The sequence below is a fragment of the Paenibacillus sp. GCM10027626 genome, from assembly GCF_042676285.1.
Classification (GTDB): Bacteria; Bacillota; Bacilli; order Paenibacillales; family Paenibacillaceae; genus Paenibacillus_Z.
On record NZ_JBHTHC010000010.1, the window covers coordinates 262,606 to 282,905 of the forward strand.

The following is a 20,300-nucleotide window of genomic DNA, read 5'->3' on the forward strand; positions in this document are numbered from 1 at the left end:
TCTCCTCTAATCATATAAAGTACTTTTCACAAACTCTCGTGGAGTAAGTCCCGTTGCTTTCTTGAATAATTGGCCAAAATAACGATGATCCTGGTAGCCTACCAACGTACTAACCTCATATATTTTGTAATTGCGCGTTTTTAGCAGCTTCTTCGCCTCACTCATGCGGTATTCAGTTACGTAATCGATTACGGTACACTGCATTGCTTCCTTGAATAGATGCATCAGGTAAGAAGCACTTATATGTAAATGATCAGCAATACTTGCTATTGATAGCTCCTCAGCATAATAATTGTGAATATAGGCGAGTGCATCGTCAATTAATTTGGAGGATGGCTTCGACTTCTGCATGCGCACCTTTTTTAATGTGGTTACAAGATCCTCCAGCACTTTTTCCTTTCCAAGCCGTACAACTGTCCGCTCGCCGGCAATCCGCTCTACCACACGATGCAGCACCTCTTCCAGCTGCACATTTTCAATCGGCTTGAGCAAATATTCTACAGCACCATAACGAATCGCTCCTTTGGCATATTCAAAGTCTCCATAACCGCTCAATACGATAAAGCTGGCTTCAAGCTTGCTGTCCTTAACTTTCTTCATCAGCTCAATTCCGTCCATAAACGGCATCTTTATATCTGTAATAATAAGCTCTGGCTTACACTTCATCGCTTCCTCATATCCTGTAAGCCCATCCTCGGCCTCTCCGACAATTTCAATCCCGAGTTGCTCCCAAGCAATCGTCTTACGCAATCCGAGCCGCACCAAATACTCATCGTCGACAATCAATGCTTTAATCATCGAATACCCCTCCCGCTTGCCGCATCTCCTTCTTGCTGCATCTCCTATTCTACCTACAGATTCTCTTTTCAACAATTAACAAATTATATTTGGTGAATAATAACAAAAAAATCTATGCCATATACTCATGGACTTTCCCATGCTTACAAAAATCCCCTACCTCACATTCCAGCGAGAAAGGGGCTTTTCCCCGGTAGTTAAAACCTACTTATGGGACAGCCTTCAAGCCAAACTCTTTTGCGGCCAAAAAACCAACCCACATCGAAATTCCGATGACTGAGGATTGGCTTAAAAGTATTTATTTCGTTAGCGCATAACCGTGCCCTAACGGAAAAGCCGACTCACCGCATTAATAACGCTGTGAACCGGCTTATATTTGCTTACCGCGCAGTCGCCTGCAGCGGAATGGCCAAACTCATCTCCTCATTGTTCCAAGTCCCTGTAACTGCCACCTGTCCGTTTGATTCTTGAACCGACGGCGAGAATTTCTGCTCCTCATTGTTCAGCATAATAGAGAATAGGAGAGCTGCCTTGTTAAGCTCGCGAAAATCAATCGTTCTCCGCTCTCCAGAGTAAATGACCCAATCAATGCCGAGCACGCCATTCTCCTCATTGATTTCCCAGCGCCAGAAGGCATCTCCGCTCTGACGGTCATCAAAGGCGGCAAACCAATTATACAACTGCACCGTAATCCCGGCTTCTCCGCCGATCCGTATGATGGCCTCCTTCGCTTCCAGCTTGCTTTCAACCCGCTCTATAGAGCCGCCAATCTCCAGACGAAGCCGGAAATCTGCCGCCTCGATCGTCCCGTCGATTTTATCCAGATTCGGGTGTGTGTCCCCGCCATTCGTCATAAAATGAACGCCGTAGAGCACATGCTCTTTACGCTGTACGCTGCTCAATATTGCTGAGCAATAGTCGTACCCATCGTGCAGACAGCGCAGATGCATATAGGTTGGCTGACCGCCGTTATCCAGATAAGCAAGCACAGTCCGCGTCTGATTCCACATGATCTCCTTATTAAAGCTGCCGAGCGTATAGGCCGGCGTCATAAAGGTCGTCGCCCATTTTTCCGATTGGTCATGTTCATTCACGGCAAAGCATTTGCGCAGCTCCCGCTCTTCAGAGATCAGCATGCGCTCTGCAATGTCCTCTGGGCAGTGAAGACCGCTTTTATACCATTCCTCTTCATACGGAAACTCAGACCACTCATAGAATTTAAGCTTGCCTCTTGTTGCATATTGCAGGAACGCCTTATGATTTTCGCTTAATAAGGTACTGTAGCAGCGGCTGTGCGGCCCCGACCATTGCCCTGTAGCCGTATGGTAATAGTCGGCTACCGAATTCCAGGTCATATCGAGCAGTTCCCCGCTCAGCTGCTTGGCACGCTCCAGCTTTGTTTCCGTGTGCAGCTTGGACAATTCCAGAATAGCCACTGTCGTATACGGCGGGCTGTTATACTCCTGAAAAGCTTGCCGTACCTGCGTGAACTGGTGCAGCTTCTCCAGACGGTTCAAACCATACATCTCGTATTTCTTTTCGCCAAACAGCTCACCGGCGATCAAGGTGACAAATGCGCCCATAATCGCAATATTGGTATAGCCCGGCCCGACATTACGCTTTATAATCGCGTCACATGCGTTATAGATCGCCTGTTTCACCGCCTCATACTGTTCTCCGGAAAACTTATTGCCGTGGCGTGACAGCGCCAGTACAAGAAGCTTGCCACAGAAGTCCGCCCAGTTCCAGTCCGGCGGCGACATCTGGTCCAGCGGCTCCTCATAAAACCATGACCAGATACCAAACGTATCGCGGCTGCGGTCTGTATCCTGCAATGAAACGACCTGAAGGATAATCTCACATGCGCGCTCCCGGTAACGCTCCTCCCCGGTATCAAGCAAGCCAAGCGCATAAATAAGCGAGTTGAGCGTGGAATGAATGGTTTCGGCTTTTTTGATCGTCGTATGGTACCCCGGGCTGCTGAATGGCGAGGTGAGCATCTGAATCTCGGGATTATACGCCGACTCTTTTGATTCAATTTTCCGGCGCAGCATTTGCAGTTCCTCTAGTTGCTGAAGTTGTTTATTCACGGTATTTCCTCTCCTTGTTTCCCGCAGCCTCATCTGCTGATGCGGCTGCGGGTGCTTTTTCTAAAATTTATTTTGCTGTTTGTTCAATTAATCTCATCGCGATCGCCGCTGCTTCCGCCCGGGTAACGATTCCGGCTGGCTTGAACAGCCCGGCTCCCGTGCCCTCCATCAGTCCGCTGGCTGCAGCTGCGGCAACGTATTTTGCCGCCCATGCCGGAATTTGCTCCGCATCGCGGAATTGGCTGAGCTGTCCGTCTCCTTCAGCAGTCAGGCCAGCGGATGCACGTGCCAGCACCGCTGCCAGCTCCACTCGCGTAATGCCTTCCTGCGGGCGGAAGCTGCCGTCACTGTAGCCGGTAATCCAGCCTGCTTGCGCCGCTGCCGCTACTGCATCCGCCGCCCAGTTTCCGATCCGTGCTTGATCAGTGAAGCTTTGAACTTTGCCAGTGCCAGCTTGCGGCTGCAGCGCCCGTACCAGCATCGCCACTAGTTCCTGGCGGCTGACTGCCTGATCCGGACGGAAGGTGCTGTCACTATAGCCTTTTACGATACCTGCTTGCACAGCCTTTTCGATCCAGGACTGTCCCCAATGTCCGGCAATGTCCTTCAATTCGTTCTCAGGCTCCGGACCCGCCGACTGACGTTCCAGCGCGAATACAGCATAGATTCCAAACTGGCTGATCTCAGCAGTTATGCCGCCATTTTCCACTTTGCCGCCGATTTCAATCCATTTCTTCTGCTGCTCATCATAGCGTTGAAGAGATGGATACTGATCTTTCCCAACCTGCTTGGCATCGAACGCCAGACGCAGCACAGCTGTTTTCTTCAGTTCTCCCGCCGGCTCTCTTCGCAATTGAAACATCGGACTGAGCAGTTGCAGTTGTGGACCGTCCAGCTTCTCAAGCTCTTCAATAATAATCCGGCTGCCGGTATCCGTAGCTCCGGCTGGAATCGTCAGCGTAATCTGCTGACCTAGACTCACCTCGCCAGCCGCTCCGCCCGGCAAATATAACTGACCCGTATTCGTTCGGTAAACATCAGGCTCGATTACACCCGGATACACAGGCGGATCCACCGATGGTTCTACTGGAGCTTTTTCAATCGCAATCGTCACCGTTGCCGTGTTCGAATAGTTATGCCCGTCATGCACGCGGTATGTGAACGTATCCTCGCCCGAAGCCCCAGCAGTTGGTGTATAAACGAACTTCCCTTGCGCGGCGTCGGTCAGCTTTGCGGTACCCTTCTTGCCGCTTGCGGCAATCTCATAAATTAGCGTCGTTCCTTCCGCATGGTCCGCCCTCAGCTGCCCTTCGACTGGCACCCCTGCCTTGGTCGTATACGATGCGTTGTGCGCTTTCGGCAATGGCCGTTCTACAGGACGAAGCTGAAAATGAATCTCATAGATCCGAGTTTGCGCGCCGCTCTCCGATGTTACCTGCACCTTGGCCACCCCTGGCACTTGCTTCGCAGGCTTGATGGTCACCGTTGCCTTCTCATCTGCCGCGACCGCTGTTATTTCCGGTAACTCTGCCCCCTTATCCAAAACTATGGTATATTTTGTTGTGTCAGGGTCGAATCCAGCCACCGTGACTCCGTTCAGCTGGAGCTCCTTCAACGAGGCGTCCTCGCCAGGCCGCACGATTGCGATCTTGACCGTCGCCGTATTCGAATAGCCGTAACCGTCATGAACCCGGAACGTGAACGCATCATCTCCCAACGCCGAGACATTCGGCTTATAGACGAATTCGCCCTTGACGGCATCGGTCAGCTCTACCGTGCCCTGCTTGCTCTGCCCGACAATTTCATAAGTCAATGCGGTTCCTTCGGCATGATCGGCTTGCAGCGTTCCTTGCAGCTCCGAGCCGGTTTTAACGGTATAGGATCCGTCGAAGGCGACCGGAGCAAGCTCCGTATGCACCCATTGCATTGTACGGAATAAACTTGCGCGCTTCTCAAGACCGATCCCTGATCCCCATTCCATCCATCCGCGTCTTCCGTTGCCATTGTTGTCATTGACAAGCAAAGAGAAGCTCATCACTTCATTACGCAGCGGAAGCACCGGTGACAGCTCAGACCACGGCAATGCCATTTGATATACAGTGACTTTCTTGCTTTCATCTCGCTTTACCACGAGCTTGCCATTCTTAATAGGACCTTTATCGATTCCCGGCGGAGCTGCAAAGCGATACATTTGCGGACCGTCTGGCGTATCCGACAAGCCGATTTCATACCAGCTGCTGCTTTCCCCAGGTACACCGGATGTAACCGCAAATTGAATGCTGTCATTATTCCAAATTTGGTTTCCAACAGCCTTTGCAGAGTGAATCTCATCCTTAATTTGTGCTGTCAGATAGAGATGATCACGGTCATAATTCATCCATATCTTGCCGCGAACATCGATCTTTCCGCTAAAACCTGACAGTAGAACTTCCTTGCCTTTTGATAAATCGATTGTTGGAGCTAAAGCCTCAAGCTCTGGCTCAATCTCTCCACTAATGTTTACAGTACGCTGCAGAATGGGGTTAAAGCCAAAATTCCCTTCGTATTGATACACATCCAAATCGTTAAATTTCACACGTACAGAAGCCTTGTAATTTTCTCCAAATCCAAATGCAGGCAGCGGAATACGAATTTGCTCTGATGCCATTGGAGGAATACTGATATTCCATGCCTGCCGTCCAGACTGATTACCTACACTCCACTCAACTTCTTTTACTTGTAGTGCATGCAGCTTACTAAAGTTTGTCACCTCAATATGCAATGCTTGATCATACTGACCTTCCGCACCTTCTGCTTGCTCCAATATCGGACGCACCTTTACTTCCTTGGCTTTATCAACCTTAAGTTCATATCCGAGCTTACCAACCTTCTGCTCTCCCACCATTAAATAAACCGGAATATACCGATAGCCTTCGCGAGTGTCCTCTACAGTGATTGCTTTTTCAATAGATTGACCTGGTTCGATCGTAACCAAATGCGCTTTCCCTTCTACATCCATTGTGAAGGAAAGTTTGGATTTGCCCGTGTTTGTCATGGATACTGTAAATTGACCTGCATCCCCTATCACAGTTGCTTCGCCATTAATTGTAATGGAAGGTTCCACGGAGATTTGGCCGACATCACCTTTCACATAGTACGGCTCGCCAGTAAGGGACAATATAACTTTTCCGTTGAGCGGCGCGTACAGCTCTGTGTTACCCATCAGATCGGTAATTTCGATTGGCGTATCTGTGGCAATATTGATGATCGTATCCTCTGTCGCCCAAACAACCCGCACAGGTTGCTGATCCTTAACAAAGCGGTAGCTGTGAATCGGCTCATCGACTGCCTCAACTTCCTCAAATTGTGCGCCGGTCAGCTCTCGCGTCATTACCGCATAGCTGACATAAGCCGGCTTGGCTGTATGGGCCCCCAACAAGCTTTTTTCATTTCGGATAATTCCGAAATTATCTTCATTCAGATCCGTTTGCATGCCATCATCCATCAGATCGTACCAAATCATCTTATCCACACCGCTGCTTAATGCGATGACATGCCCTCGCAGCAGATAATCTGCTTGCAGCTTCTCATTGATTCCACGAGAACCAACATAGGTTGGCCACCCGAACTCCGTCAGCCAAATCGGAACCAGCTTTCCATCATTATACTTTTTAATTAATGCTTTCAGATCCTCCAGCTTCTTCGCGAGTTCCTCAGGAGCGTTGGGATACACATATTCCTGTACTGCAATGGCATCAAGATAATCCATACCTCCCAGCTTGAGCACTTCTTCTATCCAGTCTAGGCTGATGCCAGCAGATACAATACCGACAATCGGCAAGTCCGGATGCTCTGCATGCACAACCTCATAGGTTTTTTTCAATAACTTATAATAATAGTCGGGTTGTGAATTTGCCGGGCTGTTGCCGCGCTTGCCAAAGCCGCCGTTAAACTCGTTGTACACATTCATGGCGATAATCTGGTCCTTGTACTTCTCCACATATGCTTTGGCGTAATTCGCCATGCCTAGTCGCCCTTCATCTGTATAAGGGGTTCCGTTATTGTCGTAAAATTGGTTATTATAAGCAGCAACAAACAGCATCGGAATGCCATCCTGCTTCAATCTAGCCATATAATTTTCCAGATCAGGAAAATAAGAATATATTCCTTTTTCTTTTTCAATATATTGCCACTCTACACCATCACGAACAAAGGTGGCACCTGCATATTTCACAAGCTTCACAAGATCCGCATTCCAGCCGTATGCAATGCGATGCAAATGCGTATTAAACCCGAAAGGTGAATTGCCATTCGCCGGTGCTGTGAAAGGTGTAAGCACGGAATAAGTTGTTTCCAACATAATTGGCGAGCTGCCACTATTTTCAGCCTGTGCTTCGAGTGTGAAATATCCTAGCCCACGATCGGGAACTGTAATCGTTGCCTGCCCATTATGGGCTTGTGCTGTGCCCTCAGCAACCTTCGTGCCATTCAGATTGAAGGCTTTCCAGCTCACATTCGGTCTGACTGTCTCAACGATGAACTGAACAGGCTCATTATTCAAAAACACATTGCCAAGCACAGTCTGCTTGAACTTCGTGTTTGGCAGGGTAACGGTTAGAAGCGGACCATCCTGGCTCCACTCTCCTGCCGCATTCCCTGCTTCTACCTTGAACGTATAACGCTCGCCTACCGTCAAGCCTTCAACCGAATAGGTAGTCGCTTGACTGCTAATAGTGTCAATCAATGTACCATTTTGATAGATGCGATATTGTGTCACACCTGCCGGGTCTGCAGCAGCCCCCCATTGTAAATCTACAGCTTCCTCTTCCATGTTCTGCAGCTTCAAGATGCTGCTCGCTGGCCAGCTTGGCGCTGCAGCGTTCGCTTGTGAGCTGCTGATCGATAGATAAGGCTGGTTTTCTGTATTTTCCCTGCTATTGATGCTGACCACGAGCCCAACATCGACCAATTGCAGCAAACCAAAGCTAACCTTCTCTTTTCCTTTCCTGATTTGATCCTTCACATAGGATGTAACGTCAACCTGATGCCATTTCCGGGTCACATTCATTGGAACCTTGCTGAGATAATGGACTGCCTCCGGTTTTGTGGCCCAAGTCATCTCAGCTTCCTTCCAGGAGTGATCCTCCAATCCGAATACAACCGTATCGATTGCACTGCCTCCACCATCTGCAACTGCTCCATAAAAGTTCAGTGTTGCCGTGCCGATTTCATCCGTAAGCGCTTCTGTATCAAATTTGATGAAAGATTGGCGGGTCACATTCGGATCTGCTTTCATATTTTTAACGAGCAGTTTGTCACTCGTTCCATAATTCATCTGACTTGCGCCGCCTGCATTAACATAGGTGTCCTCAATAGCAGGAAGCTTCACAAGATTCGGCATGGTTACAGCTGCTTCCGGACCGTCCAGTGACCAATTGTTCGACGGATCTCCCGCTTCCACCTTGAAGGAATAGCTTTGCTTCGGCGCCAATCCCTCTACACGATAATGCTTTTGTGTTGTTGGCACAGTGGCTATCAGCATATCATCCTGATAAATCCGATAGGATACAACCATTTGATTGTCTACGGCCGATGTCCATTGAAGATCAACCGCATCATCTGCAGACTGAATCGCTTTTAGCTCGCTGCCGCTCGGCCAGACTGGCGCTGCAGCATCCTCCGGAGCTCTATATTTCACTTCCACATAAGGTTGTTGAATCGTGTTTTCCTTGCTGTTCAGAATGACTACTAAACCTTGCCCTCCTGGCATTTCAGGCTGGACAAAGGCAATACTAACCATCTTATCCGCCGCCAGTTGTTCAATTACTTGTTCAGTTATGTCAATCTCGTAGCTCTTTACTGTCTTATCCAACGTAATGGAGGACAGTGCTTGGGATTCATACGATGGTTTAGTGTTCCAGGTGATCGTCTTTTCAGACCAATTATTATCCGTCACCTTGTGAAGCTGAATACTGGCTTGATTCCCTTCCCCGGCAGCACCATACACAACTAGTGTTACAGACTCCACTTCTGCAGAGAAGCCTGCAAAGTCGAATTTCATATAGCTTTCCCGGGTTAAATCCGGGTTGCCTTTCTTGATAACCAAGGCCTTATCCTCACCAAAGTTGCTATCAGCTAAAGCATTCGAACTTCGCACATATGCATCATCTGACGGTAACAACTGGAATGAGTGAAGCCTTGCTTCTCCTGCTTGATCTGCTTTTAAAGCACCTTCATTCGCATAGATAGGTGAGACATTCATTTGAAACAGAGTGCATATCATGGTCAGGATGAGTATCTGAGCTAAAGCTCTGGACGAACGAATTATTCTAATCATGTTCAATCCTCCCAGTCTGAATTACCTTTATCCAATGATCCCCCGCAGCACATAAGGCTGCGGAGGGCTTCTAGTACTAACCAAGTTTTCGTACACAAACTAAGATGATACCTGTTCCAGCAATCTCACAGCAATCGCCGCTGCTTCCGCTCGGGTAACGATGCCTGCCGGCTTGAACAGCCCGCCTCCCGTGCCCTCCATCAAGCTGCTATCTGCAACTGCCGCAACATAACCTTTCGCCCAAGCCGGAATTTGCTCCGCATCGCGGAATTGGCTCAGCTGTCCGGCTCCTTCAGCACCCATGCTAGCTGATGCGCGCGCCAGCACTGCTGCCAGTTCCACTCGCGTCATGCCTTCCTGCGGCCGGAAGCTGCCATCGCTATAGCCGGTAATCCAGCCGGCTTGCACCGCTGCCGCTACAGCATCCGCTGCCCAATTCCCGATCTGCCCTTCATCTGTGAAGCTTTGAGCTTTGCCTCCGATAGCTTGCGGCTGCAGCGCCCGCACCAGCATCGCCACTAATTCTTGGCGGCTGACAGCCTGATCCGGACGGAAGGTATGATCGCTATAGCCTTTTACGATACCTGCTTGCACCGCTTTTTCAATCCAGGACTGCCCCCAGTGGCCGGCAATATCCTTCAGCTCATTCCCTGGCTGCGGCTCGGCGCTCTTATCTTTCAAAGCAGCAACAGCATATATGCCCAGTTGGTCAATCTCGGCGACGAAGCTGTTTCCGTCGACCTTGCCATCCATTTTTACCCACGTTTTTTGCTTGTCATCATAACGCATCAGGGCAGGCACTTGCTCTTTCCCTGCCTTGCTCGCATCGAAGGCGATGCGCAGCGTTGCCTTTTTCTTGAACTCGCCTGCCGGCTCCTGACTTAACTCAAATACCGGACTAAGCAAATTCTCTGCTTGCAAAGCATGCAGCTTTTGCCCTTCTAGCTCGGCAATTTTAAGCTGTCTGCTCGTATCTGTAGCTCCAGCCGGGATTGTCAGCTTAATTTGCTGACCAAGGCTGATCTCGCCCGCCACTCCGGCTGGCAAGTATAGCTGCCCCGAATAAGATTGATAAGGATCTATTGCTCCGGGATAGAAAGGCGGATTGACAGGAGGCTCAACCTGACGCTCTGTGAAGGAAATAACATATTGTTGACTATGCTTTCCATCAGCTGAGATTACTTTTATTGTCGCTTTACCCGGCACTGCCGCCGCAGGCTCTACCTCTACATTCGCCTCAGTATCTGCAGCAATAGCTCTAATTTTCGGCAGCGCAGCTCCTTTATCCAGCACGACATCGTAAGAGGTTTTATCCGGAGCAAATCCTGGCACTGTCACCCCGTCCAATTGCAAATCCTTGAGCGTGGCATCCTCGCCTGCCTTCACGATTGTGATCGATACGGTGGCCGTATTGGAATAGCTGCTGCCGTCAAATACGCGGAACGTAAATTGATCCGTTCCCGCCGCATTAGGCTTCGATACATACTGAAATTTGCCGTTCGCCGCATCCATCAGCTTCGCCTTCCCTTGCTTGCCGTTATCGACAATTTCATAAGCAAGAGCAGCCTCTGCCGCATCTGCTGTCAGCACGCCTTGCAGCGTCTCGCCAGCCTTTACGGTAAATGAGCTGTCATGCGCGACTGGGGCAACCGATTGAACGGCAGGCATCCACTGCATCGCTCTGAACAGCTTTGGACTTTTCTCTGATCCGATGCCTGACCCCCATTCGATATAGCCTTTGCGGCCTTTTCCGTCATTATCGTTGAACACCAGCGAGAAGCTCATCGCTTCTTTGTGGCCTGGTTGAATCGGCTTGAGCTCCGACCAAGGAAGCGCCAATTGGTAGAATGTCTGTTTACTATTTTCATCACGTGTTACAGTCAGCTTACCGTTCTTAACTATTCCTGCCTCCTTGCCTTCCGGTACCGTCCAGCGGTAAATTTGCGGGCCGTCCGGCGTATCGGAAATCCCGTATTCATACCAGCTGCGGCTCTCCCCTGGTATACCTGACGTCAATGAAAATTGCAGGCCGTCATTGTTCCAAATTTCTGAGCCCTTCATTGGCGCATAATGTACGTCATCCGTAATTTGGGCAGACAAGTAAAAGAAATCTTTGTCATAGTTCAGCCATACTTTGCCGCTTATATCGTCAGGTCCCGTATAGCCGTTAAGGCGCATATGACCGTCATCGCTGTTGATCGTCGCCTCATGCGCTTCAACTGCCTTATCCCACTCGCCAGCCATGTTCACGGTATGCTCATAAATCGGATTAAAGCTGATGTTGCCCGTATATTCATAGGCATCGGCATTTTCAAAAATAACGCTTACTTTGGCCGGATAATTCGTCACTGTTTCCAGCGATTTCAGCGAAATGGCTAGCTGCTGCTTCTCTCCGGGTTTAATAACCGCAGCCCATGCTTCCTCCCCGAACTGCTCGCCAATGCTCCATTTGACGCTGCTTACTGCAAGCTCTTTTACTTTACTTCCGTTATCCACCTCAATGCGCAGCGCTTGTGTGAATGCGTCGCCGCTCGCTTCCAGGTCAGGACGAATTTTCACCGTGTGCATCGTCTGGGCAATAAGACGGTAACGAAGCTCGCCAATCTTATTCGAACCTTGTTTAATATCTACGACAACCAGACGATAGCTGTTTGCCTCTGCCCCAGCAACCTCGATCAATTTGGAAGTCTGCTTCCCTTGCTCAGCCGTGATCCCATATTGCTTGCCTTCCACAGACAAATCCAGCGTTAGTGGCGCAGGTAACAGATTATTCACCAACACCGTCAATTGAACAGGCATTCCTGGTGAAGCTTCATCTCCCTCAATTGCAAAGGTAGCGTCTGCCGCTGCTCCCAGCACCTCACCTTGCACATAAATCGGCTCTCCCGTCAGCGTTAAATATACTTTGCCGTTATAAGGAGTAAATTGCTCCGTTTCGCCTGTCATCTTCGTAATGGCGAGCGGTGCGCTTGTCTCCAGCGCAATTTGCTGCTCTTCAAGCGCCCACATGACACGGGATTTCTGGCCGTTGCGTTCAAAGACATAGCTTTGGATGTTAGCGCCAAAGTTGTCTTTGCTCACGTATTCGGCGCCCGTCAGTTGTCTTGTCATAACGCCATAAGAGACATAAGCCGGCTTCGGCGTATATGCTCCTAACGCGTCAAGCTTATTGCGGATAAGACCGAAATTGTTTTCATTGTCGTTCGGATTAATGCCGTCATTCATCAGATCGTACCAGAACATGCGATCTACATTGTTTGCCAGGGCAATGACATAGGCGCGCACGAGATAGTCCGCTTGCGATTTTTCGTCAACACCGCTTGCATCCTGATGCGTTGGCCAGCCCAGCTCCGATATCCAGATCGGCTTCAAATTGCCGTTATTGTACTGGCGAATGAGCTGCTGCAATGATTTGAGGACCCCGTCGAGACCTTCTGGCGTCTGCGGATACCGATACGGATGAACCGCCACATTATCCAGATAGTTTAGTCCGCCCAGTTGGAATACTTCTTCCATCCATGTAATCGGCACCCCCGCCGTAACCATGCCGCTCACTGTAAAATTCGGATTGTCCGCCTTGATCGTGTTGTAAGTTTCCTTCAACAAATCAAAATAGTAATCCGGCTGAGAGTTAGCCGGACTGTTGCCCCGCTTGCCGAATCCGCCGTTGAACTCGTTATACACCTGCATGCCGATCAGCTGATCCTTGTAGGCGTTAACATAAGCATTGGCATAGCCGGCAAAGCCTTTGCGGCCTTCATCTGTATAAGGCGTCCCGTTATTGTCATAGAACGGATTATTGTAACCCGCCACAAATAGCGCTTTGATGCCTTCTTCCTCCAGCTTGTTCATAAATAACTCGGGCTGAGGAGACAGCGTGTACTTGCCTTTTTCCTTCTCGACACTTGCCCACTCCATGCCGCCGCGAGCCGTCTTCGCTCCCATATAGCGGATCAGCTGGGCCAGATCGGCACTCCAGCCAAACATCGTACGATGCAAGTGAGCCGCTACACCGAATGGGGAATCATCGACAGCACGAAAATCATAGTCGGACAACACCGTAAATGGGGTACGCAGCACAATCGGCTGGCTGCCTGGACTATTGACGGAAGCCTCCAGCATAAAATAGCCCAGCTTCGTAAACGGCACCTCAATGACAGCTTCCAAATTAGCCGTATTCACAGTTCCCTCAGACATCAAGGCACCGTTTAGATCGTGCACCTTCCATACAACCTGTTCCCTTACTGTCGGTACTTTGAATACAATTGGCGTTCCGGCAATAAATACATTGCCCAGCGTCGTCTGCTGCAGCTCTGTCGCAGGAATCTTCACTGTCGTATAGGGGCCGTCCGTGCTCGCTTGACCTGCTGCGTTTACCGCCTCTACTTTAAACGTATATTTGCCGCCTAATTGCAGACCGCTTGCCGAATAGTTCAGTGTCTGTCCATTAAGCTCGGCAATAAGCACGCCGTCTTGATACACATTGTAAGCAGTAACCGCCGCTGCGTCACCCGCCGCGCTCCATTGCAAATCTGCGCTTGTCTCGGTCATGTGAACCGTTTGCACAGCACTGCCCGCAGGCCATTTTGGTGCTGCATCGTTCAGCCGGGCGCTGGATAATTCCAAGTATGGCTGATTCGCCGCATTTTCCCGGCTGTTGATTTTGACCACGAGACCTGCCGGCTTAAGCTGTGCAAATCCGAAGCTGACAGTTCCTTCCGCGATTTTTTGTTTCACATAAGAGGTCACATCGACTTGGTGCCATTTTGCGGTACTGTTCATGGTTACAGCTTTAATATAGTGATCCATCTCCGGCTGATTGTCCCAGTTCATCGACGACTCTTCCCAGGAATTATCATCCATGCCATAGAGAACGGTATCGACAATGCTGCCCTGCCCATCATTGACCATCCCGTAATAGTGCAGAGTTGCCGTGCCTACCCCTTCTGTAAACGCTGCCACATCAAATTTCATAAAAGCGCGGCGTGTCATGCCAGCATCGCTGCTATTATTTTTGACGATGAGCTCTGTATTCGTACCATAATTATAAACACTGTATGAACCGCCATTAACATGCGTATCCTCGCTGGCATTGAAACGCTCTGTTCTCGGCAAAGCAGCCGCAACAGATGGACCGTCAGCCGACCAGTTGCCCGCAGCGTCACCAGCTACAACTTTAAAGCTGTAGCTTTGCGCCATATTCAGTCCGTTCACAATATAGGTATGCGTACTGCCGCTCACCTCGGCAATTTGCTGCCCATCCTGATAAATGCGGTAGCTCGCTACCCATACATTATCTTCGGCAGGCGTCCATTCCAATTGCATACCGCCATTTTGCGCCGGGACTGCCGTTACATGGCTGCCTGCCGGCCACACCGGCGGTTCTGTATCTGCAATCGGCGTATAAGTCACGCTAAGCTCCGGCTGATTGGCGCTGTTCTCTTTGCTGTTGAACTGAACGATAAGCCCGTTGCTTGCAGCTTGAGCGAGCGCGAGGCTGGCCAGACGATCCCCGTTCATTCGCTCTTTCATGTAATCGGTGACATCAACCTCATACCATCTTTTTGCCGGACTGGCCTTGGTTGCCGCAATGGTGCCAATAACAGCGTCATACTGCGGTTTGTTGTTCCAATTAATCCCGCTTTCACTCCATGAATTATCCGCTACTGTATGGACTTGAATGTCCACCTGGTTGCCTTCGCCATCGGTCAGTTCGCCGAAAATTCTTAATGTCGCCGCTTCGATCACACCAGGAATGTTGCCGAGATCAAATTTCATATAGCTTTGCCGTGTACGATCCCCGTCTCCCGCTTTGTTCTTAACCAGCAAAAGGGGCTCGCCGCCATAATTGCTCGCACTCTTACTGCCGGCGTTTACATAAGCGTCTGCCACCGGTGTCAAATAGACCTGTTCCGTTACTGTTGACGGCGATCCAGTTCCTGCTCCTGATCCTTCATCCGCTCCTGTCGGCAGCGGCTCGGCACTCACTGCGCCTATTTGCCAAAATAATGAGCATAACATCGTCATCACCAGCATTTTGGCTACAGCCTTAGCCGATCGACTTGCTCCAATCATCGTCATGCCTCCCAAATTTTTATTGGTGAAGCTATACTTTTCTGATCAAGCGTCTTCGGATTGCGCCCGGCTTCTGAATTCCGTTGGTGTCAGCCCGGTAATCTTTTTAAAAATCCGCACAAAGCTGTTTACATTGGTGTAGCCGACCTGCTCGGCAATATCGCGAATTTTCTCCTCCGACTCTGCTAGTAATTCTTTAGCTTTATTCATTCGTATTTCCATCAGGAAATCGATAAAATTACACTCCTTTTGCTCCTTAAACAGCTTGCTCAAATGTGAGACGCTAATGCGAAACTCGCTGGCCAGCAAATTGAGCGACAAATCACTGCGCATGTAATGCGTCTGAATATAGAGCAGCACTTGGTCGATCACATCATTTTTTTCCCGGCTGCTGCGCTTCTCCTTGATCCGTTCAATAAAAATATCCAGGGCGTTCACCGTATATTGCTCCAGATGCTCCAGCCGCTCATACTGATTCAACAGCTCAATCCGATATTGCTCGGGAAATAACTCCTCGGTTTCGACACCAATTTCCGCAGCTACTGTCGAAGCCTTCATCAAAAATTGCACAATAAGCTGCACAATCATTTCCGGTGGAACGCTATGCTCAGCAAAGGCTTCAAACCATCTGCGCACCTGCTGACGCAATTTTTCAGCATCCAGCACTTTAATGGAAGCGATCATTCCGTCCGTCATCACAAGCAGCCGGTGGAATTGCGGCGATTGACCGCTTGCAATATCCTCCTGCGTAATGATCGTATTGCCGCCTATGACGAGCTTATAGCGCAGCGCCTCAAGCGATTGCTTATAGGAATAGCGGATCGCGCCTACTTGCTCTACAACATCGCCTATGCCAATTGTAATGGTGCGATTAAAGTATTCCTGCACAAAGTTTTTCATCAGATCCGCTACGGCAACCGCCCGCATAAGGTGGCGCTCCGCCTCTGCCTCGTCGCTGTCATCAAAGCTCATAATAACCGCGCACTTGCCGGTATCCATTTCGGCGGCTATCCCCCGGTTTTCCGCATTCATCAGCTCTTCCGCCACATTGCACAGCGCATAAGCATAGAGCTGCAGATCTCTTGGCGAGGCAATATCCTGCTTATTGTCAAAATCAACGCTCATAACGACAAAACGATTCGGATGCAGCCGGATGCCGATCCGATCCATATAATGCTCGACAGCTTGCAGACTGCTGCGCTGATTGGATAATAGCTCTGACAATAGCCGCCATTTAAGCAAAGGCTTGCTTTCATTGACCTGCATATGCAATTGCTCGCGATCCTGCAAAATATGCTCCACAGTCGATTCAAAGTATTGGAATTCATCAGCATTATTTTGTCTCGGATGCACGGCCAGCCGATTGCTCATCGTGCGAATAAAGCGATTGACAGGCTTATATGTCCACCGACCGACGATAGCAGTTGTCCCGGTTGCCACCACAAACAGCACAAGCGCAAGTATAATTAACCCATTTCGAACCACCGTTAGGGGTCTTGTCAATTGATCCTCAGGAACGATTCTTACAATTTTCCAGTCCGTGTATGCTTCATGCACATAGAAAACAGAAGAATTGATATGCTCTACCTCAGATTGAAAATAACCGTCCTGCTGTCCCTGCAAAAGGCGGCTAATATAGGGAAACTCGCTAATGTCCTTGCCCAGCTTGCTTTTGTCCGCATGAAGAATGACGACACCTTCGCCGTCAATGACAAAGGTTTGCCCTTCTTCCATCCTATCGGTGTTGCGGATCAAATTGTAAAGCACATCCTCCTTCAAATTGACCGCGATCGCTCCTTTGCGCGAGCCAGGCGTATGAAGTAACGGATAAGTACGGACAAGTGTTACCACATTGCGGTAAATTGGATAATTCGTCAGGGTCATTTTTACTTTATGCGTCGGCATCCAGTGCGATAAGCCTTCAAATTCGGCAAATTGGTTGATCCAGCTGAAGTCCTGCAGCATATCCTGCTCTGTCAACGTGTTGCCGCTTACAAGCCGCTGTTTGCTATAGGAGTATAAATCCATCGAAAAAATTTGCTCTGTACTGTTCACGATGTTTGTAATCAAGTTGGAAACTCGGAATGAATTGTTCCGGCTCTCCTGCTCATCCAGCTCATGATCAAAAAAACGAATCACTTCATCATGCTTCATCAATTGAATCGCAGATTTATCCAAATTTTTTAATGTCAGCTCCAACTTGTTGTCAAGCTGCCGCAGCAGTTCCATATTTGTATCGGCAAGCTGACGCTTCAATTGATCGTTGAACACTAAGTACGTAATAAAAATAGAAGAGAAGACAAGGAGAAACAGAATCATCGATAAAATCGCAGCCGCCTTAACCAGACGCCGGTTTTGAAATAGATTCATGCCCAGTCCCCCTCTTGTCTTCTCTCTGATCGTACATCTTCAATTATTGAAAGCTTGCCTTGTTATCCTCATACCATTGCTGAGCAACTTCTGTAGCTTTGGCGCCGCCCAGACGATCCCATTCCTTGCGAATTTCCTCAAGCGCCCACTTGCCTGTATACTTGTCACCCTGTGTAACTGCCGTCGCTCTTGTCTCACGGATAAAAGTATCCAGCGTCGCACGGATCTCATTAATTTCATCAAAAATCGGCTGATATGGCGTATCGCGTCGGAATTCGTTTTTCAGTGCCAATTTCACGGATTCTACCGAAAGTGCAGCCATGCGTTGCGACAGCTCATCTTCTGCAGCCTGAATTAGCAAATCCTCCGGCTTCATATTTTCCTTCCGCACAACTCCGTATTCGCCTGCGTACAGCACCTCTTTGTTGAATTTATCAACGTCAGTACGCTTCGCCACACCATCAACCAGTTGATAATGCACGCCCTCTTCCCCATTCACAAGCGTAAACCAGCCATTTTCCATAATCCAATCCAAGTATTCAATTGCCGCCTTCGGATTTTTCATTTCCTTATTGAACGCGACATATATAAACGGCGAGGATTCTTGATAAGCGCCATAGTGACCATACTGCGTCGAGACCGACTCCATCGGCTCCGGCTTGGCAGTCGGTACGTTAGCGATTAGGTCCTTCATCAAAATATCGATATTACCGCCGCCCCATTGACCCATGAGAATACCGGCTTTTCCTGTCGTCCACAGCTGGTTGGCACGCTGGTTGTTGTTGTCCGTCAAATATTCCTTATCCACAAGCCCTTGCTCATAAAGCTCCTTCTCCAGTTGGATAACGTCTGCGAAGCGATCCAGGACCCCGCCATAAGTCATTTTGCCGTCTTCCAAATACCACTGCGAGTTGATTGCGCCATAAAGCGCAGAGTAAACATCAAAGGTCGTATAACCAACAATTGGCGTGCTGTCGGCATAATGCTCCTTGAAGGCCTTGGCAACACTAACAAGCTCCTCCATCGTTTTCGGCCTTTCCAGCTTCAGCTCATCCAGCCAATCCTGGCGAATCCAGATCCCGTGGTTGGCAATTTGGGTGACCGGGCGCTTTGTTGCAATGGCATAAATTTCACCATTAAACGTGAGATGCGCCTTTAAATCCGGATTTTCTTCCAAATATTTTTTGTATGTGGTGCTGTATTTATCGATATAGTCGCCAATCGGCTGAATAACCCCTTGTGTAACCAGCTTCCCGATATAACCGCGGTCATATTCCCATACCAAATCCGGCGCCTGGTTGGAAGCAAACAATATATTCAGCTTATCCTGCGCCTGATTGCGTGCGACAGGCACGATCGATACATCAATACCGGATTTCTCGCGAATCCATTTGACCCAGCGATTGTCTTCATAAGTGCCCTCATCACTCGATACTTGGCCGCGGTCAAACGTCGAAATGCTAATCTTTTTCGGCAACCCTTCATACGGATCGGCGGCATCCCCTTTATTCTCACCGGTATTGTTGTTTTGTTTTACCGGTTCGGTTCCGCCATTACTTCCCTTGCCTCCGTTGCCGCTGTCGCCTCCGCTATTGCTTGAGCAAGCCGTCGTTCCCAGCATCGCAATAGCGATGCAAGCCATCAAGGCCAGTTTCCCCCTATGTTTCATACCTTTCTTCATAGCCAACCTCCTAGAATATTATTAATTATATCAAAATGCGACTAAAATGCGCAGTTGATATCTTTCGACATTGCCGTCAGCCTTTAATCGAACCAAGCAGCACACCTTTGATGAAATGCTTCTGCAAAAACGGGTAGACGCACAGGATCGGTACGATCGCAAATACGACTGCCGCCGCCCGTATCCCTTCAGGCGTAATCATCACCTGGTTCACACCTTCCCCGCCGCGCAGCAAATCAGGACTGACGAGATCGATCATTTGGTACAGCTTCACCATTAAAGATAATTTGTCGGTACTGCGAATATAGATCAGTACATTCATATAGGAATTCCACCAGCCAACCGCGTAAAATAACGTTAATGCGGCCATAACCGGCTTCGATAGCGGCAAAATAATTTTCCACAAAATCGTGGCCTCGCTGGCGCCGTCAATGGCAGCCGATTCTTCCAGCTCCTCCGGCAGTCCCTCGAAAAAGGACTTCATAACGAACATATTGTAAGCGCTAATAAGTGCAGGCAGCCATAGCGACCAATAAGTGTTGACGAGTCCCAAGCTGTTCGCCAGCAAAAAGTTAGGGATCAGCCCTCCGCTGAACAGCATCGTGAATAAAATCGCCATCAGCATAATTCCTCTGCCTTTAAGTCTCGGCTTGGACAGCGGATAGGCTGCCATGATGGTCAGCAGCATATTGAGAAAGGTGCCAACTATAGTAATGATGACCGTGTTTTTCATGGCAATGACGAGCTGTCCGTCTTTGAGCAAAGTCTTATATGCCTCTACATTGAAATCGATCGGCCACATAAATACTTCTGCCGCATTAATCGCTCTGCTGCTGCTCAATGATACAGCAATAATGTTAATAAAAGGGAATATAGTCGCATAGGCGGCAAGCGCCAGCAAAATATAATTGAGCCAACGAAAAAATGACGATGATGTCTTTTGGCTGCGTATTTTCAAGCTCTACTCACT

At 49.1% G+C, this 20,300-nt stretch carries 7 protein-coding genes; all 7 read right to left on the reverse strand.

The genetic code is table 11. The annotated features are described in order from the left end of the window. Positions 1–6: 6 nt before the first annotated feature. On the reverse strand, positions 7–798 hold the full coding sequence (locus tag ACFQ0N_RS20840; RefSeq protein ID WP_379329745.1) for a response regulator transcription factor: 792 nt from the start codon (positions 796–798) through the stop codon (positions 7–9). Between the two features lie 380 nt (positions 799–1,178). Next, positions 1,179–2,888, reverse strand: a complete 1,710-nt coding sequence (locus ACFQ0N_RS20845; RefSeq protein ID WP_379329747.1) for a hypothetical protein — start codon at positions 2,886–2,888, stop codon at positions 1,179–1,181. Positions 2,889–2,955: 67 nt separating this feature from the next. Then, the gene (locus tag ACFQ0N_RS20850; protein ID WP_379329749.1) at positions 2,956–9,204 is read right to left on the reverse strand and encodes a CBM96 family carbohydrate-binding protein; all 6,249 of its coding nucleotides are present in this window, start codon (positions 9,202–9,204) and stop codon (positions 2,956–2,958) included. A 99-nt stretch (positions 9,205–9,303) separates the two neighbouring features. Beyond that, positions 9,304–15,279, reverse strand: coding sequence for a CBM96 family carbohydrate-binding protein (locus ACFQ0N_RS20855; protein WP_379329751.1), 5,976 nt, complete (start codon positions 15,277–15,279; stop codon positions 9,304–9,306). A gap of 45 nt (positions 15,280–15,324) precedes the next feature. Then, a complete protein-coding gene (locus ACFQ0N_RS20860) occupies positions 15,325–17,649 on the reverse strand; it encodes a helix-turn-helix domain-containing protein (protein WP_379329753.1) in 2,325 nt (774 codons plus the stop codon). Positions 17,650–17,692: 43 nt separating this feature from the next. After that, positions 17,693–19,330: an extracellular solute-binding protein gene (locus tag ACFQ0N_RS20865; protein WP_379329755.1), complete on the reverse strand. Its 1,638-nt coding sequence runs from the start codon at positions 19,328–19,330 to the stop codon at positions 17,693–17,695. Positions 19,331–19,406: 76 nt separating this feature from the next. Then, a complete protein-coding gene (locus ACFQ0N_RS20870) occupies positions 19,407–20,288 on the reverse strand; it encodes a carbohydrate ABC transporter permease (RefSeq protein ID WP_379329758.1) in 882 nt (293 codons plus the stop codon). Between the last annotated feature and the right edge of the window lie 12 nt (positions 20,289–20,300).

Excerpts from the sequence above, each read along its gene's own strand:
- ACFQ0N_RS20855 (WP_379329751.1), bottom strand. The coding sequence starts at position 15,279 with ATGATTGGAGCAAGTCGATCGGCTAAGGCTGTAGCCAAAATGCTGGTG.
- ACFQ0N_RS20840 (WP_379329745.1), bottom strand. The coding sequence starts at position 798 with ATGATTAAAGCATTGATTGTCGACGATGAGTATTTGGTGCGGCTCGGA.
- ACFQ0N_RS20865 (WP_379329755.1), bottom strand. The coding sequence starts at position 19,330 with ATGAAGAAAGGTATGAAACATAGGGGGAAACTGGCCTTGATGGCTTGC.
- ACFQ0N_RS20850 (WP_379329749.1), bottom strand. The coding sequence starts at position 9,204 with ATGATTAGAATAATTCGTTCGTCCAGAGCTTTAGCTCAGATACTCATC.
- ACFQ0N_RS20860 (WP_379329753.1), bottom strand. The coding sequence starts at position 17,649 with ATGAATCTATTTCAAAACCGGCGTCTGGTTAAGGCGGCTGCGATTTTA.